The sequence below is a fragment of the Sediminicola luteus genome, from assembly GCF_002514735.1.
Taxonomy (GTDB): domain Bacteria; phylum Bacteroidota; class Bacteroidia; order Flavobacteriales; family Flavobacteriaceae; genus HQA918.
In genome coordinates this window covers 1,195,916-1,218,879 of record NZ_NBWU01000001.1, presented here as the reverse complement: position 1 = coordinate 1,218,879, position 22,964 = coordinate 1,195,916, and the positions used below count along the sequence as shown (strand labels likewise).

The window sequence follows — 22,964 nt, the reverse complement described above, 5'->3', positions numbered from 1 at the left end:
AAAGTTGCGATCATTTAATATAAATAGCCTTTTCTATTAACCTCACCCTTGGATATTTGCCGAACCAATATCAACTAAAGTTTACAAATACGAAAGAAATGATGAAAAGCAAACTAACTCTGATTTTGGCCTTATTCGCCATTATCACGGGCTATTCCCAACAAAATATCACGGGAACGGTCCTAGACGAGAACAACATTCCCTTGCCGGGCGCTACCATAGTAGTGAAAGGAAGTTCTTCGGGAACATCGACCGATTTCGATGGTAATTTTACCATTGAGGTACCAGCGAACGATGCTGTATTATTAGTGTCTTATGTAGGTTACACCGATCAAGAGGTACCTACCGCGGGCAAATCGAATATTCAAGTGGTATTACAACCGGCTTCCCAAGAACTGGACGAGGTCGTGGTTACCGCCTTGGGTATAAAAAGGGAAACCAAGAAACTGGGGTATGCCATCCAAGAAGTTTCTGGAGACGAGATTACCCAAGCCAAAGAAGTAAACGTAGTTAACTCACTGGCCGGTAAAATGGCCGGGGTTCAGGTAACCGGGGGAAACTCGGGTATAGGAGGTACTTCCAATATTATAATAAGGGGAGAAAGTTCTTTTACCAACAACTCGCCTTTGTTCGTGGTAGATGGTATTCCGATCAACAACGATGTAAGTAGCAACAGTGGAGATGGTAATATGGAAGTGGATTTCGGAAACGGGGCCATGGACATTAACCCAGACGATGTAGAGAGTATGACCGTACTAAAAGGGCCTAGTGCTACCGCACTTTACGGCTCCCGTGGTGGTAATGGTGTCATTCTTATTACCACCAAAAGTGGTACCAAATCACGTGGTATCGGGGTTAGTGTTACCAACAACACCACCTTCGAGACTATCTTGACCATGCCTAAATACCAAGACGTTTACGGACAAGGTTCCAATGGTCAGTTCGCCTTTGGCGATGGCGGTCAAAACCGTTCTTTGACCGGTGGTGTAAACGACCACGTAGACGAAAGTTGGGGTCCGGCCATGAATGGTCAATTGATTCCGCAACACGATAGTCCGACCACCTCAGGTTTTAGGGCCGGTGATGTAAACCTTCGCCCCAGAAATGCCGATGGTACCTTTGCCGATGAGATCATCGCCACCCCATTTTCCCCTCAACCCGGTAATATCGAAGATTTCTTTCGTACCGGATTTACCATGAGTAATAACGTGGCCCTTTCCGGAGGTAACGAAGATGGTAATTTCAGGGTATCGTTTACCGATCTACAGAGTGAGAGTATCGTACCCAACTCTAACTTTAAGCGTCGCACTTACGCCATTAACGGCTCATACAACCTTACCGATTGGTTAAAGGTGAGTGGTTCTATGAACTATGTAAACAGTGGTTCACGTAACCGCCCGAACAACTCTTATGGTACAGAGAACATTATGTACCTATGGATCTGGTTCGGCCGTCATATCGATATGAACTCTTTAAAAGATTACTGGCAGCCAGGTTTAGAAGGTATCCAACAATTCAACTATAACTATAACTACCACGACAACCCTTACTTCACGGTTCATGAAAACACCAACGGTTTCAACAAAGATCGTTTGATCGGAAACATGAGGGCCGATATGAAATTGGGCGATAAGTTCAATTTAATGGTACGTACCGGTCTAGACTACTCCAACGAGATCGATAAACGTAAAAGGGCCTATTCTACACAGCGTTTCCCCAACGGACAATACCGTGAAGATTATATCTACGGCTTTGAGCAGAATACCGATTTCTTGTTGAGCTATAATACCGACATTAACGAAGACTTGGAATTGGGGGCTTCTGTAGGTGCCAACCACAGATCGAACAAAAACAGTTACCAAAGGATCAGTGCCAACTCTTTGTCGGTACCCGGTGTATACAACTTCGATAATGCCGCCGAGCCGTTATCGTCTACCGACTGGGATTCGAAAAAGAAAGTGAACAGTGTATATGCCTTCGCCAATTTGGCCTATAAGAACATGTTGTTCCTCGATTTAACCGCCCGTAACGACTGGTCTTCTACCCTACCTAAGGAAAACTGGAGCTATTTTTACCCATCGGTAAATGCCAGTGCCATTCTTTCGGATATGTTCGAAATGCCTGAGGCGATTAGCTTCGCCAAGCTTCGTGCCGGTTGGGCCTCTGTAGGTAACGATACCGACCCCTACCGTTTGGCGCCTACCTATGGTTTCGGTACCCCTTTTAACGGAAACTCGAGGGTATATTCTCCATCCGAGCTACCAAACGAAAACTTAAAACCTGAGCTTACCGATTCTTTTGAAATCGGGGCAGACCTACGTTTCTTCCAAAGTCGATTAAACCTAGATATCGCCGTATACAAAGCCCGGACCAAAAACCAATTGATCTCTTTGCCGGTTTCCACTACTTCCGGATTTAGTTCACGTTTCGTAAATGCCGGTGAACTAGAGAACAAGGGTCTCGAGATTACTTTGGGTGCCAAGCCCGTGGTTACCGACAACTTTATGTGGCAAACCAACATTAACTTCACCATGAACCGTGGTAAGGTAAACGAATTGATCGATGATCTCGACTTCTACAGAACGGCCAGTAACTACCTGATCGTGGGCGCCGAAATAGGTGAGCGTATTGGTAGTGTATATGGTACCGGTTTCGAAAAAGTGGACGACAAAAACAGTCCTTACCATGGTCAATGGATCATCGATGAGAATTCAGGGCTACCTATTCGTAGCAGTGAATTGCGTAATCTGGGTAACTACAACCCCGACTTTATGTTAGGTTTCCAGAACAATTTCAAATACAAAAACTTTGACCTAAGCGTATTGTTCGATTGGCGTCAAGGTGGGGTATTCCACTCCCGTACCGTTGCGATCGGGGGTACCACAGGTATGTTGGATTTCACTGTGCCCGGTAGGGAAAGTGGCATTGTTGCCGAAGGCGTTATCGATAATGGCGACGGCACCTATACCCCGAATACCCAAAACGTAGCCGCCTCTAACTATTATTCCCATGTATACAAGCGTAGTAACGAGGAAAGCTCTATGTTCGACGCTACTTATGTAAAACTTAGGGAAATACGTTTAGGCTACAATTTTCCACGAAAAATCTTGGAGAAAACCCCGATACAAGCCGCCAGCATCGCCTTGGTAGGCCGTAACCTGGCCCTTTGGACCGAAAACCCACATGTAGATCCTGAAACCATCTCTTTCTCCGGTGCTACCATTGTACCAGGTGTAGAAGATATGGCCTTACCAAGCACCCGTAGTTTTGGTCTTAACCTAAACGTACAATTCTAATTTCCTAAAGAAAAAACAAGATGAAAATATATAAGATTCTTAGCGCAACAGTTCTGGCCGGGGCAATGTTGGTAGGCTGTACCGACGACTTCGAGGCGACGAACATGAACCCTAACCGCCCGGAAAACGTAAGTGCGAACCTACTTACCGCTACGGTTACTTCAGAGATTACCCGCCGTTTGACCGACGATGGTTATGACGATGGTAACACCATTACCCAATTGATGGCCAAGAACAACTTTCCTGGTTTTGGACAGTTCGAATGGGACGATGAAGGCATGTGGTCTTTCTACTATAACATTCTGCCTGAGGTAAACGATATTTTGGAAATCTCGCGTACCGAAGGTTCACAGAACAGCACTTATGAGGGTATTGCCCTAACTATGAGGGCCCTTTGTTTTGCGAACTTGACCGATATGTACATCAATGTGCCTTATTCAGAAGCGCTTTTGGGTAAGACCGAAGGTATCTTTAAACCTAAGTACGATAATCAGGAAGATATCTATAACGGGGTATTGCAAGATTTGGCCGATGCCGATGCCGCTTTTGCCAAAAACGAGGCCATTCCCGGAAACTCTGGCGATGTCATCCATAACGGAGATCCCTTAAAATGGCGTCGTTTGGCCAATTCGTTACGTCTGCGTTACCTCATGCGAATCTCTAAAAGAAGGGATGTAAGCAGCGAAATGCAGGCCATAGTCTCTGGCGGAAACTACATTATGGACAACGCCGACAATGCCATTTTACAGTTCAGCGGTACCACCAATACCGATTCTTGGCCAGAAAGTACCGGCCGTATCGGCGGATTTGATGAAAAAAGTCTATGTACCACCGGATTGGAGTATTTGACCCGTTTTAACGACCCCCGATTAGACATTTGGTTCGATCGCAATACCGATGGCAACTGGGTGGGTATCCCAATCGGTCTGAACCAAGACAACGCTAGGGCCTATGACGATGAGTTCAGTCCGTGCCGATTGGATGTAAACCTATTCTACTTCTCCCGCACCGATGCCGAGGCCTTTATCATCAAAAACTCGGAAGTTCAGTTTATATTGGCCGAAGCCGCCCAGCGTGGGTTTATCTCTGGCGATGCCGAAACTTATTACAATGCCGGTATCGAAGCCAGTTTAGGGTATTGGGGCGTTGCAGCCGAAGACATTACCACTTATTTGGCCCAAGAGGCCGTAGCCTACGATGGTACGCTGGAGTTGTTGTTGACCCAAAAGACCTTGGCCTTGTGGAATGTCGATTTCCAAGGATGGTTCAACTACCGTCGTACCGGACTTCCGGCTTTGGAAGCTGGCCCAGATAACTTGAACCAAGATCGTTACCCAGTACGTTTCCTTTATCCGGAATCGGAGCAGAACGATAACAAAGAGAACTACGAAGCCGCCATTCAAGCCATTGGCGGTAACGACATCAACATTAAAGGTTGGTGGGAAACCGGAGACCGTTACTAAATCTCCGTCCATAATAAACAGTTATTGGGATTATCCGTTAGATCGGGTAATCCCTTTGGCGTATAAGAGACTGTTTTGAAATATGTCAATTGTTTTTTTATGCTTCTTCCCGCCTGCCGGTGGCAGGTTTGCGCCCTATTTCGTTAAAATTTTGAACCGTAGCCCTGCTATGCTTAAAAATTTTGCCTCATAGGGCATCAAAAACAACCTATAAAAATTCCAATCACACATTTCAAAACAGTCTCTAAATAACATGAATTCGAACACTATGGATTATGTAAAACACCTTTGGCGCTACCTCTTGGTTCTGGCACCACTTACAGGACTTTTGTCTTGCAACCCAACGGAAAAAAAACAAGCACCGGTAAAACACCTCATCGTTATCGGTTTCGATGGTATGAGTCCCGATGGTATTCGCAAGGCCCACACCCCGGTATTGGATTCCCTTATGGCCCAAGGTAGTGCAACGCTGCATGCCCGATCGGTCTTACCCTCAAGTTCCAGCCCCAATTGGGCGGCCATGATCATGGGTGCCGGCCCAGAACATCATGGCATAACCAGTAATGCCTGGGAAAAGAACAATCACATTTTACCTCCCAATGTGGCTACGGCCAACGGTACCTTTCCTACCATTTTCGACCTTTTCGCCCACCAACGTATCGATGCCCATGTGGGCGCCATATACGACTGGGATGGCTTTGGCAGGCTTTTCGACAAGGCTACCGTAGATTTTGATATCGATGGCGACCATGAAGACAAAACCACTCAGGCCGCGGTAGATTATATTAAGGAACATAGGCCCCATTTTACCTTTATCCACTTAGACCATGTAGATCATGCCGGACATGCCCAAGGACATGGAAGCCCCGAATACTATGCCGCCGTGGCCAAGGCCGACAGTTTGGCCGGGGCCATACTACAAGCCACTAAAGAAGCCGGGATTTTTGACGAAACCCTCTTTTTGCTCTCTGCCGATCATGGCGGTTTGGGCACGGGTCATGGAGGCGAAACCTTGGCCGAAATGGAGATCCCCTTTATTCTATACGGCCCCGGAATTAAAAAAGGGTATACCATTCAAAACACCGTAATGCAGTACGATAATGCCGCTACGGTGGCCTATGCCTTTGGTCTGGAAATGCCCCAAGCTTGGATCGGCAGACCCGTACTGGAAGCCTTCGAAGGCCAACCCAATGCCCAACCTACCTATACCAAGCCCGAACGTTTTGAGGCCCCGATCGTAAAACCCGATCAGGGTCATTTTGCCAATCCGGGCGGACTGTTCCTAAACGAAGAAGCCGTTTTAGAACTGTACAACCCAAATCAGAAAGGCGAGATCCGTTTTACCCTGAATGGTGAAAATCCCACTGAAAAATCGCCCTTGTACACCCAACCCCTACCCATAAAAGAACCCGCCGTAGTCCGTGCCGGTATTTTTGTAGACAAGCAATTGGTAAGCACCTTGGCCCAGGCCGATTTTCGCTTTGTTTCCCCAGAAGGCCCTAACGGGCTTCGCTATTCAACCTATCCGTTAGAAAGCCTAACGGTTTTGCCCAATTTCGACGCCCTGACCCCCTCTTCCGAAGGAAAAACCTATGAATTTTCCTCCAACATCCTAAAATCGGCCGGGGAAGGTGAAGCACATATCGCCATCCGTTTTCAAGGTGAAATACAAATCGACACGCCCGGACTATACACCTTCTATACCCATAGTGACGATGGTAGTAAACTGTATATAAACGACCGTTTGATCGTAGATAACGACGGCGATCATGGGGTGCGGGAAAAAGGCGGGGCCTTAGCATTGGAAACGGGCCGGCACCGCATACGGGTAGACTATTTTAACGGCGGCGGTGGTTACCATCTCGATGTAAAGTTCAAAGGGCCCGAGTATGTAAAACAAACCCTACCGGCCCACCTTTTGTACCCTAAAAACTAGCCCATGCGTACGATTAGGCTGATTATAGTTTTACTCCTGTTATGGGGAATGCCCGCCAAAGCCCAAACGATTGGGGGTACCCTGCCCCCATGGCAAGAAGGTTATTTAGACATACACCACCTTAGCACGGGTCGGGGCGATTGTGCCTATGCCGTTTTCCCAGATGGCACCAGTCTACTAATCGATGCGGGCGATACTTCCGACACCCACCCACGAACCGTATCGGAGCGCAATACCCCACGTATGCCCAATGCCGATAAAAGTGTATCGGAATGGATCGTAGGTTACATCCAGCAATTCGCGCCGAAAAAAGAAAAACCAGAGCTCGATTACGCTTTGATTACCCATTACCACGATGATCATTTTGGTGAATTGGATGCTTTACGCCCTAGAGCCAATGATGGCGATTATGCCCTAACCGGGATTATGGGTGTGGGTCACGGAATACCTATCAAAACCTTAATCGACCGCGGCTACGAATATCCCTTGAACTTAAAGGATCCCGAGGTGCAGAAACGGTTTGGTGGTGACAAATTCGGAATGATCCCCACCTTAAAAGAACTTTGGAAATTTACGGATTACCATGCCAAAAACGGATTGGAACACGAGACCCTGATTGCCGGAAGCGACACCCAGATCGCCATGCGATACCGACCGGAAGCCTTCCCGGAATTTTCGGTACGCAATATTGCGGTAAATGGTCAAATATGGACCGGTGAAGGTGAAAAAACCTATGCCCTATTCAAATCAGGCGATTATCCGGGCGAAAATCCATTGAGCAGTTGTATCAAAATCTCCTATGGGGCCTTCGATTATTTTACCGGTGGCGATATAGGCGGTATCGATGGTTTGGGCCAAACCGACTTTAATAGTGTCGAATCGCATATTGCCCCAGTGGTTGGTCCGGTAGATGTCGCTACCTTAAACCATCATGGTAATCGCGACTCGCAGAACCCTTTTTATGTTAGAAGCCTGCGGCCCCGGATTTGGGTACAACAGCTTTGGTCTAGTGACCACCCCGGTGAAGAAGTACTACGCCGCATCTTATCTACCCAAACCTATCCCGGTCCGCGCGATGTATTTTCAACGGCCATGCTTACCCCCAATAAACTGGTCATCGGTGGTAAACTAGATCGCTATAAAAGTCAACAAGGCCACATACTAATTCGGGTAGTCCCCGGCGGTTCGCAATATTGGGTATACATACTCAACGACCGCAACCCAAAAAGGGAAATCACAAAAATATTCGGACCCTATGGATCTAGATAAAACGCATTACCGTACCGAAGGCGATATTAACGGTACCCCCGCACGCGAACAATGGTGGGCCGATCATACAGACAAAGAAACACAAGCCTGGCTTCAAAAAGATGCCCGCTACTTTCTGCATCAATCCATGTCTACCCCATGTTTAGACGTACTACAACATTGCGACGGGCCCAACATCCGGAATCTCAACGGTAAAGCCTACCTCGATTTTCATGGGAACAATGTACATCAATTGGGTTTTTCGCATCCGAAGTTGGTACAACGCCTATACGAACAAATGCAGCAACTCAGTTTTAGCACCCGTAGGTACACCAACATTCCGGCCATCAACTTTGCCCAAAAATTGGCCGAATCCTTACCCGGGGACCTCAACCGGGTACTTTTGGCACCCAGTGGTACGGCCGTAATCGGGATGGCCTTAAAACTGGCCCGGGCCGTTACCGGAAAACACAAGGTCGTCTCTTTTTGGGATTCTTTCCATGGGGCCTCTTTAGATGCCATAGGTGTTGGGGGCGAGGCGGTGTTTCGCGAACATATGGGACCCTTGATGCCTGGTGTAGAGCGTATACCTCCCCCGATTACCTACCGGGGCATTTTTGAAGGCCAAGAAGAAAAATGCCTGGAATATTTAGAATACGTCTTTACCAAAGAAGGCGACATCGGGGCCTTTATGGCCGAGACCATCCGAAATACCGATGCCCAATTTCCTTCAGAAAATTTCTGGAAAAAGGCACGTGCCCTTTGCAATGCCCATGGGGTACTACTGATCTTGGATGAGATTCCCATTGCATTGGGGCGTACCGGAGCACTTTTCGCCTTTGAACATTACGGTATACAACCCGATATTTTATGTTTGGGTAAAGGATTGGGCGGCGGCATTTTTCCACAAGCGGCCCTGGTATGTAGGGATGCCTATAACCAATTCGCCCATATCTCCCTCGGTCATTATACCCATGAGAAAAGTCCGCTCGGGGCTACCGCCGGACTCACTACCTTAGAGATCATTGAATCCGAAGACCTAGTACAAAAAGCCCAAAATGATGGAGAATTCATCAAAACCCGCTTACATACCATACAAAACAAGTATAATATCGTTGGAGATATACGTGGAAAAGGGCTATTATGGGGCGTGGAATTGGTAAAAGACCGACTGAGCAAGGAAAAAGCCGTAGAAGCCGCAGAAAAAGTAATGTATAGCTGTCTCGAAAAAGGCTTAAGCTTTAAGGTTTCGGCCGGCAACGTCATCCAATTGTCGCCCGCATTGACCATTTCCAGACCCGACTTGGCCCGGGCCCTAGACTATGTTGAAGAAAGTATTGCAAACGTATCGAACCAAGAACACCAATAAAATAAACTAGCAGTGAAAACGAATTACCTCATACTTCTATGTGCCCTAGTGGGCCTTGAAAGCGGGCTTTGGGCCCAGAACACCACTGAAATTGAAATACAACCCTATCTGCAAGATGCCGAACCCCACCGTATGACGATCATGTGGCAGACCAATACCGGTGGTGAATCGGTGGTAGAATACGGCCTCACCCCAAAATTGGGAAAAAAAGCCAGTGGACGCGATTACGAGATTGATTTTAGCGCACGCAAGATCCACAAAGTAGTCTTAGAAGATCTAAAACGCTTTACCACCTATTACTATCGGGTAAAGACGGGCAAGACCCGCTCGGATATTTTCCAGTTCAAGACCCCTCCCTTTGTTCAAGATGAAAAAGATTTCCGCCTAGTGGCCATGAGCGATATGCAGTTCGATAGCCATGAACCCAGAAAATTCCATGAAATCGTCAATCAGGGAATTTTACCCTATGTAGAAAAGGAATACGGCCCAAAATTGGAAGAAGAGTTGGCCTTTGTTATGGTACCGGGCGATTTGGTACAGAGCGGTTCGGTTTTCCATCAGTGGAAAGATCATTTCTTTAATCCGGCCCAAAAATTATTCTCTAAGGTTCCCGTTTATCCAGCCCCCGGAAACCACGAACATAATTCCGATTTTTATTTCCGCTATTTCGAATTACCCAAAAACGGCCACCCTGCCTATGCCGAACATTGGTGGTATAAAGACCATGGTAACGTACGAATCATCGGGTTAGATTCCAACGACGGTTACCGCAACCTCAAACAGCAAATGCTTTGGTTGGAAAGGGTGTTGAAAGAAACAGCCAAAAACGGGGAAATAGACTTTGTTTTTGCCCAATTGCACCATCCGCATAAATCGGAGTTATGGATTCCGGGTGAAGAAGAGTTCAGCACCAAAGTGGTTAAATTATTGGAAAAATTCACAAACGATTCGGGCAAACCCAGCATTCACTTTTATGGGCATACCCACGGCTATTCGAGGGGCCAGTCGCGCGACCACAAACACCTAATGGTAAACGTAGCCAGTGCCGGTGGTGCCATAGACAACTGGGGTGAATTTGAAGGCCGCGATTATGAAGAATTCAGTATTTCTGAGGACAAATACGGTTTTGTACTGGTTGAGGTAGATGGCGATCGCGATAACCCCAAATTCACTTTAAAGCGAATTTCAAGGGGCAATACCATAACGCCTGAAGATAACGTACGTACCGACAGTATCACGGTTTACCGCAAGGCCGTGTTACCCGATACACCAAAAGCAGTGTTTCCGGTAGATGAATCTGTAGATTTTAAAGGCTTCGTACTCAAAGCCGGTGATTTCGCCTCTAGTATGCCCCATGCATTTCATGGGGCGGCCCACTGGCAAATTTCGGCCACTACCGATTTTAAGAAAATGGTGTTCGAAAGCTGGAAACAGTTCGAGAACTGGTACTATAACGAAAACCGTCAAAAAGACGACGACCTTAGGGATGAAAAAGTACACCGCCTATCGCCCAACACCACCTACTACTGGCGTGTTCGCTATAGAGATCAACATTTAAATTGGAGTCACTGGAGCGATGCACAAGAATTCCGAACCTCCGCAAAAACCAAATAACATGGTATTAAAACTTAGCAAAGTATCCGTCTTTCATGGATGTCGAAAATCATCCTTTTACCTTTTACCCTTTCTTTTTCTGCTAACACTAAGCAACCCAAGTTGGGCCCAGGACACCAAAGTGGTCCTGATTACGTTGGATGGCCTACGATGGCAAGAGTTATTTGGTGGGGCCGACGCCCAATTGATCGGCAACAAAGACTATGTGCACGATACCGACGGACTCAAGGCCGATTTCTGGCGCGAAGATGCCCAAAGTCGTCGCGAGGCCCTCTTTCCCTTCCTTTGGCAAGAGGTTTCTAAAATGGGACAACTGCATGGCAACCGAAACTTGGGTTCTAAAATGGATCTGACCAATAGTATGTGGTTCTCCTACCCGGGTTATAACGAGATCTTATCAGGCCAGGCCGATGATGCCCGTATTACCAGCAACGACAAGATTCCGAATCCGAATACCACCCTATTGGAATTGGCCCAAAACGATGCCCGCTATACCGGAAAAGTAGCTGCTTTTGGTAGCTGGGACGTTTTTCCATCCATCGTAAACGAAAAACGAGCGGGTATTCCCGTCAATGCCGGATTCCGTAAGGCCAGCGGCCAAGACCTTAGCGATAAAGAGCGGTTCTTAAACCAGCTACAAGACCAGATCCCAAGCCCTTGGGGTTCTGTCCGCCTCGATGCCTTTACCCATCACTATGCCTTGGAACATATGAAAAAGGCACACCCCAGTTTGGTCTATATCGCTTATGGCGAGACCGACGACTTTGCCCACGATGGCGAATACGATGCCTATTTGCGATCGGCCCGCAAGACCGATGGCCTCATCAAAGAACTGTGGCATTTTACCCAAAACGACCCCTTTTACAAAGACAACACCCTCTTTTTAATCACTACCGATCATGGTAGGGGAACCCAGCCGCTTAAAACCTGGAAAAGCCATGGAAGTGATATCAAAGGGGCCGGGCAAGTGTGGTTAATTGCATTTGGGAAAAATGTAAGTGCAAAAGGCGAAATCAAAGTCCAAGAACAGTTCTATACCAATCAAATTGCCCCAACCGTATTACAGGCCCTTAGGTTAAAACCCTCGGCGGGAATGACAGGTAAGGCATTGGATTTAGAATAAAACGACTCCAGATACCTAAACCCCTTTATTTTTAACTATTTAAAGGTCATTTTGTAGTTTGCGATTGCATTAATCTATCAACAATTTTCCAATAGGTTAGGTCGCTAACACCCTTGTAGTGAAAGCCCCATAACGAAAGTTTGTCCATCTTGGTCATATGGGCGATCACTAGTTTTCGTTTTGGGATCACGGTGAGAAATTGCCCTCCCCAACCGGTGGCGCTAAAGGCACCTTCGTAATCGGCGTTATCTTTAAAGGATTCCAACAACCACCACATATAACCATACGATAACTGGGGCATATCGTTATGTGTCCATCCATTTCTAGCGTTTACGGTATCAACCGGTGTAACCATGGATGTAGATTGGTCTACCCATGATTTTGGGATTAATTGTTCATCATTCCATTTACCCTTGTTTAGCATCAATTGCCCCATTTTAGCCAAATCGCGTGGCGAAACATAGATATGATAGGCCGCATAACGCGATTTGCGTTTATTCCATTTTTTCTTTTGGTTTTTCAGGTTCCAATCTTCAAAACCCAGGGGAATGGCCAACTGTTCCTGAAGCTCTTTATAGACAGACTGGCCCGTGTATTGTTCCAAAATGGCCCCGCCAACGTTAAAATCCCAATTGTTGTACAGAAAATAAGAACCCGGCTTTACAGAACCCCGCGTTTTTACATTTCGGGTATCGTAACCCCCATTGGCGGGCAAATGAAATACACCGGAGCGCGCCGTAATAATATGATCTACGGTTGCCTGTTTTTCTATGGGTAATAGACCATCGTCTTCTTCTATACCTAGATTACCAATGGTTTCATTTAGATCTATAGTACCATTGGTTATATGTTTCCCATAGAGCATACTTAAGATACTCTTGCGACACGATGCCAAATAACTTACTTGCGATACATCGCCATATTCGAATAGCACTTTGCCATCGTATAAAACAACCATTCCGGTAGTACGGGAACTATCTTTAATAAATTGGCTTAGGGCACTTAATTTCGTGGTATCATAACCTGTTTGTTGTACCGAATCGTGTTTAAGTAAAGGTTTGCCCACGAATTGAGGTTTATGACCCCCACAACTTAAAAGGCTAAGTAGGCCACATAGGGCCAAGCCACGTTTTACCATGTTCTTGTATTCCATCATTTTCGTTTTTTGATGGGCACAAGTAGTGGCATTTTCTGTTGCCAAACCTCTTATTTTTCTTTTTGAGAGTTCTTTTTCGCAATAAATGCTTTGGGAGATTGCCCAGTTTCCTTTTTAAAAATGCGGTAAAAGCTGGCCTCCGAATTAAATCCGGCCTCATAGGCTTTCCCAAGAATGGAAAGATGTTTCTTTTCTGGATCCATCAATAACCCTTTTACCTCTTGAACACGATATTGGTTGATCAACTCCCTAAAGTTGCTATTAAAGCGATATTTTAAGGTTTGGGACAAATCATTTGCATCAATTCCTAAGGCATCGACGACCATTTTGGAGCTAAGCTGAGCGTTTAGGTACCATTTTTCTTTCGTCATTAGTTGAAGGAAGCGCGATTGGATATCGTTCATACGATCTACAGAAATTTTGGGTTTACCCTTACCCTTAGGAGTGACAAATTTCAGTTTGGGCCAAGCCGAATGTCTTCTATACCCCTCAAAACCGAGATAATACACCAAAGCTGCCACGACAAGATAGAACAGTTGCCAACGAAAGAACTTGCTATTACCATAATCGAACACATCATCTAAAATTGTATTGACCAACATAATAGCCACCAAAGGGCACATAATGACCAATACGTTAAACAGCCATTTTAACTGTGTAATTGAGGTATCCGAGGTATCGGAATTGATTAGTTTTCGATAGGTAGCCACTTCCCTAAGACTAAAACCAATGCCCAATAATGCCGTTAAGAGTGTTAATAGGTCTTCAAAGTCTTTCACCACCTCAAAATAAAATGAAGCAGCCCGTAAGTCTTTTGCAACTATATCTTCCAACGGCCATAAACTAACATAAACCCAAAGGGCAAACAATTCAAAAAGGAAAAACGGTGCAAAAAGCCATAGATGCTTCATTTTCCAACTAAAGTTCGGTCTTACCAAGGCCAGGGTATAGAGGTACAATAATGGAGCAATGGACAAATCGACCCCTAAAGGAAAGTAGCGCCAAAAAGGTATTTCCCATAAGCCAAGGGTAAGCAATAGTATTTTAAAACTTAAAAGACAAAAGGCCAAAATGGCTAGCCCCAGGAACAATCTAGCCGTATTTCCCTTCCGTCGAAAAAGTAAAAGACCAGTGCTAACTATACCTTGAACGATACCGACAATTACAATAAGATCGAACCAACTGAATTGTGCAGACATAATAGGGTTATTGCCGTTGTGCCTTAAAGGTGGGATTAAAAATCAACCCTATAACATTGTCCCAAGGGTCGTATACGGTGGCTACTTGTAACGGACCACCTACCCCGTGGGGCGCCTCATGTTCCCTTGCCCCTAGCGATAACAGATTTTCGTATTGTTTTTGAATGTCGGTAACCCCCCAATACGAAAGCACATTATCGCCTTTCTCTGTTTTAGCCTTTTCTTCAGGTAACAACCCCAACTCGTACCCACCTATATTAAAACCTACATAAAAAGGTTCGTCAAAATAAGGTGGGGTCGCAAAGGCCTTGGCATACCAAGCTTTGGCCTTTTCTAAATCAGGTACTTTGTAAATAGTGGTTCGTAAACCCAGTATAGTATCGGTGTCCATTGTGTGTTTTTTGAATGTTAGTCTGCCAAACCTGACAGGTTTCAAAATCCTGTCAAGTTCCGGGTTACCGCAACAACAACATTAAGGCACCAAAGGCGGTAAGGATCAAGATCATTTTACGATAGTGGGTATCGGCAATGGCCCTAACGATGCGCACCCCCGATAACAACCCAATAATCAAGGCCGGTAACAATTTGGCATTGATTACCAAGGTATCCCAACTAATGGTTTCCCAAATAAAAATATGAAAAGGCAGCTTAACAATATTCACGACCAAAAACACCCAGGCCGCGGTACCTATAAAGGCATTTTTGGGCAGGCGCATGGCCAAAAAGAAAATATTGGAAAACACCCCGGCCAAATTCCCGATCATTGAGGTGGTTCCGGCTACAATGCCCATGACACCCCCAAAGGTCCAATGGGTTGGGACTTTTTTAGATTTGCGTAGATCCCACCACCACATAAGGCCCACACTTAACAAAATAATAGCGGCCATACACCATTTAAAAAGGGCTTCGGGCAAATCTTTTCCGATAGCGGTTCCGATCAATAGGCCCACTACGATCCAAGGGAGAAAACGCCACATATATTTCCACTCTACATGCCGGCGATAATACGCGGCCGCGAAAATATCACCCACCACCAACAGCGGTACGATCAACCCGGTAGAGGCCTTGGCCCCAAAGGCCAATGCCATTAAGGTCACGATAACGATACCGATACCTTTAAGCCCCGATTTAGAGATACCGAGTATAAAAATACCCAGGTTGGCCAAGATCCAAGAAGTGGTGGAGATTTCCATTAATGGGCCAAGATAAACCAATTAGCGAAGGGCCCGGAGGCAATCCAAAAAAAATAATATCTTTAACGCTTACCAAAATCCAAACCCATGCAGTTATCAACCTTAGATTACAGTCTGATAATCATCTTTTTTACCCTGGTGCTGGGCATCGGGATCTATGTCTCCAAATCGTCTGGTAAGAGTTCTTCTGAATATTTCCTTTCGGGTCGTACCATGCCTTGGTGGCTTTTGGGCCTCTCTATGGTGGCTACTACCTTTTCTACCGATACACCCAATTTGGTAACCGATATCGTTCGTAGTAATGGGGTGTCGGGTAACTGGGTCTGGTGGGCCTTTTTGATCACGGGACTTTTAACCGTTTTCGTCTATGCCAAACTCTGGCGTAAATCGAACGTAAATACCGACCTGGAGTTTTACGAATTGCGCTATGGGGGTGCCCCGGCAAGTTTTCTGCGTAAATTTAGGGCCATATACCTAGGGGTAATCTTTAACGTAATTACCATGAGTGCCGTGACCTTGGCCGCTATTAAGATCGGTGGGGTAATGTTAGGCTTGGATCCTTGGCAAACCGTTGTAGGTGCTGGTTTAATTACCGTAACCTTTAGTGCCTTGGGCGGTTTTAAAGGGGTGGTTTATACCGATTTCTTGTTGTTCTTCGTAGCCATGGGAGGTGCCATAGGTGCTGCGGTTTATTTGGTAAATCTGCCCGAAGTTGGCGGTATCGAAGCCCTATTGACCCACGAAAACGTAGCCGGAAAATTATCGATACTACCCGAATTCAGTAATACCGAGGCAGTGATTACCTTATTGGTGATACCGTTGGCCGTACAATGGTGGAGCTCGTGGTACCCCGGTGCCGAACCTGGCGGTGGGGGTTATATCGCCCAGCGTATGTTGGCCGCCAAAGACGAAAACCATGCCATTGGAGCCACCTTTTTCTTTAACATCATGCACTATGCCCTAAGACCTTGGCCCTGGATTTTGGTCGCTTTGGCCTCTTTGGTAGTATATCCAGATGTTGCCAGTATAGCCGAAGCCTTTCCGAATGTAGAAGAAGGGAAATTGGGTCATGATTTGGCCTATTCGGCCATGCTGACCAAGCTACCCAGCGGCTTATTGGGTATCGTTTTGGCCTCTTTGGTGGCCGCCTATATGAGTACGATTTCTACCCAATTGAACTGGGGTTCGTCTTATGTAGTCTACGATTTCTATAAAAAACAAGTCAACCCAGATGCTTCCGAAAAGCGTTTGGTAGCCGTGGGTCGAATCTCTACCGTAATCTTAATGGTACTCAGTGCCGGTCTTGCCCTATTGATGCAAAACGCCATGCAGTTGTTCAGCCTATTGCTAGTGTTCGGTGCTGGTACCGGACTTATCTTTATCCTGCGTTGGTTCTGGTGGCGTATAAATGCCTGGTCGGAGATTACGGCCATGTTCGCCTCGGGTATCTTATCCATTTTACTCAAGACCACCGCCTTGGGGCCACTATTGTTCGGCGATGCCGGAATGATGCCCGCTTGGGCCGAGATTCCGTTCGTCGTGATCATAACCACCGCTATATGGTTGGCCGCCACTTTTCTGACCCAACCCGAATCGAACGAAGTATTACGTTCGTTCTATAAAAAGATACAGCCCGGAGGTCCTGGCTGGGCCAAAGTGGTAGACGATGCCCGTGTAGATGCCGTAGAGGTGGTAGAACCCGGTCAAAAATGGAGTGTACCCGCAGGTATTTCGGCCATGCTATTGGGTTGTGTACTCATTTATTCCTGTATGTTCGCCACAGGTTATTGGATCTATGGAAAAACCACGGCAGCCATGGCCCTAACGGCAACCGCTATTGTATCCGGATTCTTATTGGCCCGAGCCTGGAAAAAGATTCGAAAAGATATACTTTAGTCCAGAATATGGAGAATAGACCATAGAAAAAAGACTATAGATAATGATTAAAAGGCTCCGGATTCGGGGCCTTTTTGTTTTGAACCCACTCCTTTTTCCACCGCTTTACCCGGCCATGGCAAACTATCATGGGAAATGGGTAAAAATCCGTTTTTATCGATCAGGGCTATTGCGTATCTTGTTTGGCCTTTTCCTTGGTAAACCAAAAAGGAAAAGGAACCTACCGTTTTGTGTAGGTTCTCTAAACAACTAAAAACCACTACAACCAAACGACCATGAAACAACGCATTATTTCCGTAGACATCTTTCGCGGGCTCACCATTGCTCTAATGATTTTGGTGAACACCCCAGGCACCTGGAGCCATGTGTATGCCCCTTTTTTACATGCCAAATGGCACGGCTACACCCCAACCGATCTGGTGTTTCCCTTTTTCCTCTTTATCGTAGGTACCTCTATCGTATTCGCCTATAAAGGGCGTACCCCTAATGCGGGCACCTATAAGAAAATAAGCATCCGTACTTTAAAACTCATTGGGCTCGGACTCTTTTTAGGCGCCTTTACGCTGAGTTTTCCTTTTATCAAAGACTTTGAGTTTATCCGTTTCCCAGGGGTATTGCAACGTATCGGTATCTCTTTCTTTTTTGCGGCCATCCTCTTTTTAAACTGCAATTGGAAAACCATTTTAGGTATTTGTGTGGCCATTTTGGTCGGTTATTGGTTGTTTATGGGTTATGTACCCCTGAACGGTATGGCCCCCACCTTTGATCGTGCCCCACACAACTGGGCCAATTATATAGATCTGAACGTACTAGGTACCCATATGTGGCAACCCGACTACGATCCCGAAGGGCTTTTAAGCTCCTTACCCGCCATTTGTAGTAGCCTCTTGGGTATTTTTACCGGTCTTATTTTATTGTCGAAACGCGAAAACAAGGTAAAGGATATGCTGCTTTTAGGGGTTGGGCTCTTGGTATTGGGCTATCTCTGGAATATGGTCTTTCCGATCAACAAAGCCCTTTGGACCAGCTCTTTCGTTTTGGTTACCGCCGGTTGGGCCAACCTCTTTTTGGCCCTGATCTATTACCTTACCGATGTTAAGGATATTGTTTTTGGTACCATTTTCAAAAAGGTGGGTGCCAATGCCATTACGGTATACTTTTTGAGCAGTTTCATCTCCAAGATCATGGGCTTGATCAAAGTGGGCGACACCTCTTTACATGGTTGGTTGTTCAACACCATTTATGTACACGATTTTATGGCGGTTAAACTATCCTCTTTGTTATACGGTCTCACGGTAGTAGCCTTTTATATGTTCTTGGCTGCCTGGATGTATAAAAAGAAAATATTTATCAAAGTATAAACCTTGAAAAACTTCGGTTCCGTAATACCCTTCTTTTTGTTTGTACTGCTGTCGGTTACGGCCCAGGACGGATACAAAGAAGGGTTTGTGGTTTTGAATAATGGCGATACCCTGTATGGCAAGATTATGGATCGCAAAGCCGAGCCCTTTGGCGGGCTATTGACCAAGATCCGTTACCAGGGGGAAGCAGGGAAAAAACGTTTCGCCTCTAAAAAAATCCAGGCCTATAAACGGGGTAACGATCTTTTTGTCAGGCTGGCTTTAAAACCTTCAGGTAGCTTTTTTAATGAAGCGTATCGCATAGACTCCAGTGGAGAGTTTGCCTTTGTAAAACAACTCTGCACCGGAAGGGCCATACATTACCAAATAGAATATCGGGATCACGAATCGGGTTATATCGACACTATAGATTATTTTAGAAAAGCCAATCAACCCGAGCTTGTCCGGGTTACCCAAGGTGTATTCGGATTAAAAAAGAAGGTGTTGTCGCGTTTCTTTTCCGATTGCCCCAATTTGGTAAAGGATATCAACGACAAACGATTGAATTTGCCCAACGAAGTCATCGCTTTTTATAACAACCAATGCCACCAAAAACCATGAAACTCCGTCTGCTATTCACCCTACTCCCACTATTGGCCTTGGGCCAAAAAACCGAAAACATCCGGCTGTTCTATTTGGGTGGCCAATCGAATATGGATGGTTTTGGCTATACCAAAGATTTGCCCGATTCCCTCAAGACCGGCTACGAAAACGTTTATATTTTCCATGGTAACCCGGCACCGGATGAAGCGCTAGACGGTGGGCACGGGTTTTGGGAGCCCCTTAAACCCGGCCATGGCCGCGGCTTTGCATCGAACGGAAAACAGAATACCCTGGGCGATCGTTTTGGCGTAGAGTTAAGTATGGCCAAACGCCTACAAGCCCTATATCCGGGAGAAAAAATCGCTTTTATCAAATACTCGCGCGGAGGTACCTCATTAGATAGTACGGCAGCCCGGCATTTTGGATCATGGGAACCGGATTTTCGAGGAAAGAATGGCCTTAACCAATACGACCATTTTCTAAAGACCCTAAACCAAGCCTTGGCCGATACGGATATCGATGGTAATGGTATCACGGACCACATCATTCCCTCGGGCATCGTTTGGATGCAAGGGGAAAGTGATGCTGCCAATGAAGAAGTGGCCCGCAAGTACGAGGTCCACTTAAAACGGCTGATGGATTTGATCCGGGCCGCTTTGCGCCAAGACGATATTCCGGTGGTCATCGGCAAGATCTCGGATTCTTGGAACAATACCGAAGGTAAGGTCTGGAAGTATGGCGAACTGGTGCAGCACGCCCAAGAAGCCTTTGTCCGTTCCGACGAAAGGGCAGCCATTGTCAGATCTACCCGCTACTATGCCTACTCTGACCCCTGGCACTACGACAGCGCCGGTTATATCGATTTGGGTCAGCAATTTGCTGAGGCCTTATACAAACTATTAGAGTAAACCACCTTACAGCCAAGCTACTAGAACCACACAACCGCTAATAGTTTTTATATACAAAACCATCAAACCGTGCTTCATTTGTTAACTAATTAGTTAACTTTGTGTTGTGGTAAGAAGGATTATTGCATATAAACATTACTTTATTTCGTTTTATAAGTCCCAAGATGAAAAAGTACAGCTTAAGATTGAATACGTGCTGGACCTCATCCGTTTTGAAAAACGTGTACCAAGAAAATTCTTTAAAGCCCTCGAAAGTACAGATGGTATTTACGAAGTAAGGGTAATTACGACTTTTAAAAGTATCCGTATTTTATGTTTTTTTGATGAGGGGAGCCTTGTGGTATTAACGAACTGTTTTGTCAAGAAAACACAGAAAACGCCTAAAAGCGAAATCAAGCTTGCCGAAAAACTTAAAAAAGAATATTTAAAAACTAAAAACATTTGATTTTGAACGATATAACGAATTTTGAAGATATCCTTATTGATAAATACGGCGAAAAAGGAACGGCCCAACGCGATACATTCGATGCCGATTCTTTAGCCTTTCGGTTAGGCGCCATGCTTAAAGAAGCCCGTAAAGAAGCCAATATGACCCAAGAGGAATTGGCCGAAAAAACGGGTACCAAAAAAAGTTATATTTCCCGAATTGAAAGGGGTATTAGTGATATCCAAATTTCAACTTATTATAAGTTAATCGAGATTGGGCTTGGCAAACAACTACATATATCGATAGGGTAACCTTAAAAACTTAATGCGAATCAAGGTTTAATGTAATCTATTGAAACCCTGACGTATTTTCTCAGTGTAACTCTGCGTCTTCTCGACGTGACTCTGTGTAACTTGAGTCTTTTGTGCTATTGCACAGATTTTCACGGAGTAGCACAGAGCATCACAGAGAGTTCCACTCTTGATTCACGAACTTAGTTAGAGTTACTACCCACTAAATATCAGACCTCATTGCGCAACATTTATGCATACTAGCCTGTCGTATCATAAGCTATGCAGGCCTGCCTTTCTTTTCGATAATTGAGGTTCCAATTCAATTTAAGAGCTCAAAAATTTCCAATTAAACCGGAAATAGTGACAACCATACAATTTTGGGGTAAGCCGCTGGATTATGTTGTTATTATTGCCGCATCAATAAACAAATCCAATGTACAAACTACCAACCAGACCATCTCGCCTAGCCCTAATCGCTTTATTATTCGTTTCCCTTTATGGCTTCGGACAACTGCCAACGGCCGACACTTGGTTTATGCACACCATGGGTGGCGATCTAAGAAAAGCCACATTTAGCAAAGACGCCGTTCTATTTGAATATGTAGGCCGCGAAGGCGACCCCAAAATGACGGAAAAAATGAGCGTGGAAAAGCGACTCGACAACAACCTGATCTTGGTCAAAAGCGAAAAGAAATCCAATAAATACATCCTTTTTCAATTGGCCGAAGCCGAAGACGGTTCCCGTTTGGACATTATCCCTGTAGAAATGGGGAATGAAGCCAAGGCCCTGGCCGCGAATAACGAAAATCATGCCGTGGCCGAATGGAAAAGCCTAATGGCCCAAAGCTGGTATAGTCCAGCCCAAATAGAGCAACTGGAAAAGGCCCCCGGACTCGACGAGGTAAGCCGCGAAGATTTAATGACCTCCCTACAATGGCGCGACGAACTCGCCCAAAAACTGGAAGCCTATTTTGAAGCCAATCCAGATGCGAACCAATTCATCGTCTACCGCTTTATCGACGGTTTTAGAAATCGCAAACTGGTCGAGTTGGGCTATAACCCCTTTAAAAGGGTAGTCTTTAATTTTGAGGAAAAATTCAAGGACGATCCCGAATTAATCAAACTTCTGACCGAAGAGGTAAAGTTTTAGAGAGTCAGTCGAAAGTCTAATGTCGGTGAACCCCTAAACATTAGCAGGCTGTCACTTCGACCCAGAGCATTCGGGGGGAGAGGTCGCATGGTTTTTCATACATCTATTTCTCACCTCAGTTACTTATCTGTTAGAGAAATAGTGTCCGGGTCTTGTCTATTATCGAAAATAGAAATGATTTCAATGGCCTTCAATTCAGTATTGATTCGATAAAAGAAACTGGTTTGTTTACTTAAAACACATTTGTAAATGCCCTTATACACCTTGGATTTTGGGCAACTCTTGGGATGTTGTTTTAGTTGCTCGATTTTTGCTTCAAGCCTTTGTAGAAAGCGCTGTTTTACTTTTTGCCCCCAAGCCATTTCCAGATAATCCACCAAATCTTTTAATTTGGTAATGGCCAATGGTGATAGGAAAACATCCATCACGAAATATCTTTAAGCACCTTTTGAAGGGGTACTCCTTTTCCTTGATCCAATTGTTTGATTCCTAAGGCGATTTCTTCCTTTTCAGCTTCACTTAAACTATCCCAAAAATCAGGGGAATCTTGTTGCACCACCCTTAGGATTTTATCAATAAGCTCCTGACTATCAATATCCAAAATTAGTTTGGCCAATGCTATTTTAGATTGCTGTAAATCCATATCCCCTTTTTATCAAAGATAAGAAAACAAGATGGGGATTGTTTTGATGACCTATTAACCCACGGGCAATCGTTGAACATACTTGCTACCGGAAGTACGATCAAACA

The 22,964-nt window shown here is 45.4% G+C and carries 20 protein-coding genes; 14 read left to right on the top strand and 6 right to left on the bottom strand.

Features of this window, described 5'->3' with window-relative positions:
* The first annotated feature begins 98 nt into the window (after positions 1-98).
* The 7 genes from B7P33_RS11970 to B7P33_RS11940 all read left to right on the top strand — a co-directional run bounded on the left by B7P33_RS11970 (position 99) and on the right by B7P33_RS11940 (position 12,049).
* Positions 99-3,296 carry a SusC/RagA family TonB-linked outer membrane protein gene (locus B7P33_RS11970; protein WP_097442330.1) on the top strand — a complete coding sequence of 1,066 codons (3,198 nt, stop codon included), beginning with the start codon at positions 99-101 and terminating at the stop codon, positions 3,294-3,296.
* A 20-nt stretch (positions 3,297-3,316) separates the two neighbouring features.
* On the top strand, positions 3,317-4,759 hold the full coding sequence (locus B7P33_RS11965) for a SusD/RagB family nutrient-binding outer membrane lipoprotein (protein ID WP_097442191.1): 1,443 nt from the start codon (positions 3,317-3,319) through the stop codon (positions 4,757-4,759).
* Positions 4,760-5,012: 253 nt separating this feature from the next.
* Positions 5,013-6,695 (top strand): alkaline phosphatase family protein, encoded by a 1,683-nt coding sequence (locus tag B7P33_RS11960; protein ID WP_245871763.1) that lies wholly within the window; start codon positions 5,013-5,015, stop codon positions 6,693-6,695.
* A gap of 3 nt (positions 6,696-6,698) precedes the next feature.
* Complete coding sequence (locus B7P33_RS11955) at positions 6,699-7,964, top strand: MBL fold metallo-hydrolase (protein ID WP_245871761.1); 1,266 nt, start codon at positions 6,699-6,701, stop codon at positions 7,962-7,964.
* Entirely contained in the window at positions 7,951-9,312 is a 1,362-nt protein-coding gene (pbfA, locus tag B7P33_RS11950; RefSeq protein WP_097442188.1) for a (R)-1-hydroxy-2-aminoethylphosphonate ammonia-lyase, read from the top strand. The genes B7P33_RS11955 and pbfA overlap by 14 nt, the downstream gene beginning before the upstream one ends.
* 12 nt (positions 9,313-9,324) lie before the next feature.
* Positions 9,325-10,926 carry a purple acid phosphatase family protein gene (locus tag B7P33_RS11945; protein ID WP_097442187.1) on the top strand — a complete coding sequence of 534 codons (1,602 nt, stop codon included), beginning with the start codon at positions 9,325-9,327 and terminating at the stop codon, positions 10,924-10,926.
* 1 nt (position 10,927) lies between these two features.
* A complete protein-coding gene (locus B7P33_RS11940; protein WP_141402465.1) occupies positions 10,928-12,049 on the top strand; it encodes a sulfatase-like hydrolase/transferase in 1,122 nt (373 codons plus the stop codon).
* A gap of 46 nt (positions 12,050-12,095) precedes the next feature.
* Here B7P33_RS11940 and B7P33_RS11935 read toward each other — a convergent pair whose 3' ends face one another.
* The 4 genes from B7P33_RS11935 to B7P33_RS11920 form a co-directional block, all read right to left on the bottom strand.
* Positions 12,096-13,250, bottom strand: a complete 1,155-nt coding sequence (locus B7P33_RS11935; RefSeq protein ID WP_097442186.1) for a serine hydrolase domain-containing protein — start codon at positions 13,248-13,250, stop codon at positions 12,096-12,098.
* Between the two features lie 5 nt (positions 13,251-13,255).
* Positions 13,256-14,404: a helix-turn-helix domain-containing protein gene (locus tag B7P33_RS11930; RefSeq protein WP_097442185.1), complete on the bottom strand. Its 1,149-nt coding sequence runs from the start codon at positions 14,402-14,404 to the stop codon at positions 13,256-13,258.
* A 7-nt stretch (positions 14,405-14,411) separates the two neighbouring features.
* Positions 14,412-14,795: a VOC family protein gene (locus tag B7P33_RS11925; RefSeq protein WP_172435927.1), complete on the bottom strand. Its 384-nt coding sequence runs from the start codon at positions 14,793-14,795 to the stop codon at positions 14,412-14,414.
* A 64-nt stretch (positions 14,796-14,859) separates the two neighbouring features.
* Positions 14,860-15,597: a sulfite exporter TauE/SafE family protein gene (locus tag B7P33_RS11920; protein WP_097442184.1), complete on the bottom strand. Its 738-nt coding sequence runs from the start codon at positions 15,595-15,597 to the stop codon at positions 14,860-14,862.
* 87 nt (positions 15,598-15,684) lie between these two features.
* Here B7P33_RS11920 and B7P33_RS11915 point away from each other — a divergent pair, with 87 nt between their 5' ends.
* The 7 genes from B7P33_RS11915 (at position 15,685) to B7P33_RS11880 (ending at position 22,214) form a co-directional block, all read left to right on the top strand.
* The gene (locus B7P33_RS11915) at positions 15,685-17,493 is read left to right on the top strand and encodes a sodium:solute symporter family protein (RefSeq protein ID WP_097442183.1); all 1,809 of its coding nucleotides are present in this window, start codon (positions 15,685-15,687) and stop codon (positions 17,491-17,493) included.
* Positions 17,494-17,768: 275 nt separating this feature from the next.
* Positions 17,769-18,854, top strand: a complete 1,086-nt coding sequence (locus B7P33_RS11905) for an acyltransferase family protein (protein ID WP_097442181.1) — start codon at positions 17,769-17,771, stop codon at positions 18,852-18,854.
* Positions 18,855-18,857: 3 nt separating this feature from the next.
* On the top strand, positions 18,858-19,454 hold the full coding sequence (locus tag B7P33_RS11900; RefSeq protein ID WP_097442180.1) for a hypothetical protein: 597 nt from the start codon (positions 18,858-18,860) through the stop codon (positions 19,452-19,454).
* Complete coding sequence (locus tag B7P33_RS11895) at positions 19,451-20,344, top strand: sialate O-acetylesterase (RefSeq protein ID WP_216359383.1); 894 nt, start codon at positions 19,451-19,453, stop codon at positions 20,342-20,344. The genes B7P33_RS11900 and B7P33_RS11895 overlap by 4 nt, the downstream gene beginning before the upstream one ends.
* 106 nt (positions 20,345-20,450) lie before the next feature.
* Positions 20,451-20,789: a type II toxin-antitoxin system RelE/ParE family toxin gene (locus B7P33_RS11890; RefSeq protein WP_097442178.1), complete on the top strand. Its 339-nt coding sequence runs from the start codon at positions 20,451-20,453 to the stop codon at positions 20,787-20,789.
* A gap of 2 nt (positions 20,790-20,791) precedes the next feature.
* Positions 20,792-21,082 carry a helix-turn-helix domain-containing protein gene (locus B7P33_RS11885; RefSeq protein ID WP_097442177.1) on the top strand — a complete coding sequence of 97 codons (291 nt, stop codon included), beginning with the start codon at positions 20,792-20,794 and terminating at the stop codon, positions 21,080-21,082.
* Between the two features lie 415 nt (positions 21,083-21,497).
* On the top strand, positions 21,498-22,214 hold the full coding sequence (locus tag B7P33_RS11880) for a hypothetical protein (protein WP_097442176.1): 717 nt from the start codon (positions 21,498-21,500) through the stop codon (positions 22,212-22,214).
* Between the two features lie 119 nt (positions 22,215-22,333).
* Here the strand turns inward: B7P33_RS11880 and B7P33_RS11875 are convergent, their stop codons facing one another.
* Both B7P33_RS11875 and B7P33_RS11870 read right to left on the bottom strand, forming a co-directional pair.
* On the bottom strand, positions 22,334-22,639 hold the full coding sequence (locus tag B7P33_RS11875; RefSeq protein WP_097442175.1) for a type II toxin-antitoxin system RelE/ParE family toxin: 306 nt from the start codon (positions 22,637-22,639) through the stop codon (positions 22,334-22,336).
* The gene (locus tag B7P33_RS11870; protein WP_097442174.1) at positions 22,639-22,857 is read right to left on the bottom strand and encodes a hypothetical protein; all 219 of its coding nucleotides are present in this window, start codon (positions 22,855-22,857) and stop codon (positions 22,639-22,641) included. The genes B7P33_RS11875 and B7P33_RS11870 overlap by 1 nt, the downstream gene beginning before the upstream one ends.
* Positions 22,858-22,964: the final 107 nt, after the last annotated feature.

What these genes read in the sequence shown, in the direction of transcription:
- B7P33_RS11880 (WP_097442176.1), top strand. Translation starts at nt 21,498, where the DNA reads ATGTACAAACTACCAACCAGACCATCTCGCCTAGCCCTAATCGCTTTA.
- B7P33_RS11875 (WP_097442175.1), bottom strand. Translation starts at nt 22,639, where the DNA reads ATGGATGTTTTCCTATCACCATTGGCCATTACCAAATTAAAAGATTTG.
- B7P33_RS11940 (WP_141402465.1), top strand. Translation starts at nt 10,928, where the DNA reads ATGGTATTAAAACTTAGCAAAGTATCCGTCTTTCATGGATGTCGAAAA.
- pbfA (WP_097442188.1), top strand. Translation starts at nt 7,951, where the DNA reads ATGGATCTAGATAAAACGCATTACCGTACCGAAGGCGATATTAACGGT.
- B7P33_RS11895 (WP_216359383.1), top strand. Translation starts at nt 19,451, where the DNA reads ATGAAACTCCGTCTGCTATTCACCCTACTCCCACTATTGGCCTTGGGC.
- B7P33_RS11955 (WP_245871761.1), top strand. Translation starts at nt 6,699, where the DNA reads ATGCGTACGATTAGGCTGATTATAGTTTTACTCCTGTTATGGGGAATG.
- B7P33_RS11970 (WP_097442330.1), top strand. Translation starts at nt 99, where the DNA reads ATGATGAAAAGCAAACTAACTCTGATTTTGGCCTTATTCGCCATTATC.
- B7P33_RS11965 (WP_097442191.1), top strand. Translation starts at nt 3,317, where the DNA reads ATGAAAATATATAAGATTCTTAGCGCAACAGTTCTGGCCGGGGCAATG.
- B7P33_RS11925 (WP_172435927.1), bottom strand. Translation starts at nt 14,795, where the DNA reads ATGGACACCGATACTATACTGGGTTTACGAACCACTATTTACAAAGTA.
- B7P33_RS11920 (WP_097442184.1), bottom strand. Translation starts at nt 15,597, where the DNA reads ATGGAAATCTCCACCACTTCTTGGATCTTGGCCAACCTGGGTATTTTT.
- B7P33_RS11905 (WP_097442181.1), top strand. Translation starts at nt 17,769, where the DNA reads ATGAAACAACGCATTATTTCCGTAGACATCTTTCGCGGGCTCACCATT.
- B7P33_RS11915 (WP_097442183.1), top strand. Translation starts at nt 15,685, where the DNA reads ATGCAGTTATCAACCTTAGATTACAGTCTGATAATCATCTTTTTTACC.
- B7P33_RS11960 (WP_245871763.1), top strand. Translation starts at nt 5,013, where the DNA reads ATGAATTCGAACACTATGGATTATGTAAAACACCTTTGGCGCTACCTC.
- B7P33_RS11930 (WP_097442185.1), bottom strand. Translation starts at nt 14,404, where the DNA reads ATGTCTGCACAATTCAGTTGGTTCGATCTTATTGTAATTGTCGGTATC.
- B7P33_RS11870 (WP_097442174.1), bottom strand. Translation starts at nt 22,857, where the DNA reads ATGGATTTACAGCAATCTAAAATAGCATTGGCCAAACTAATTTTGGAT.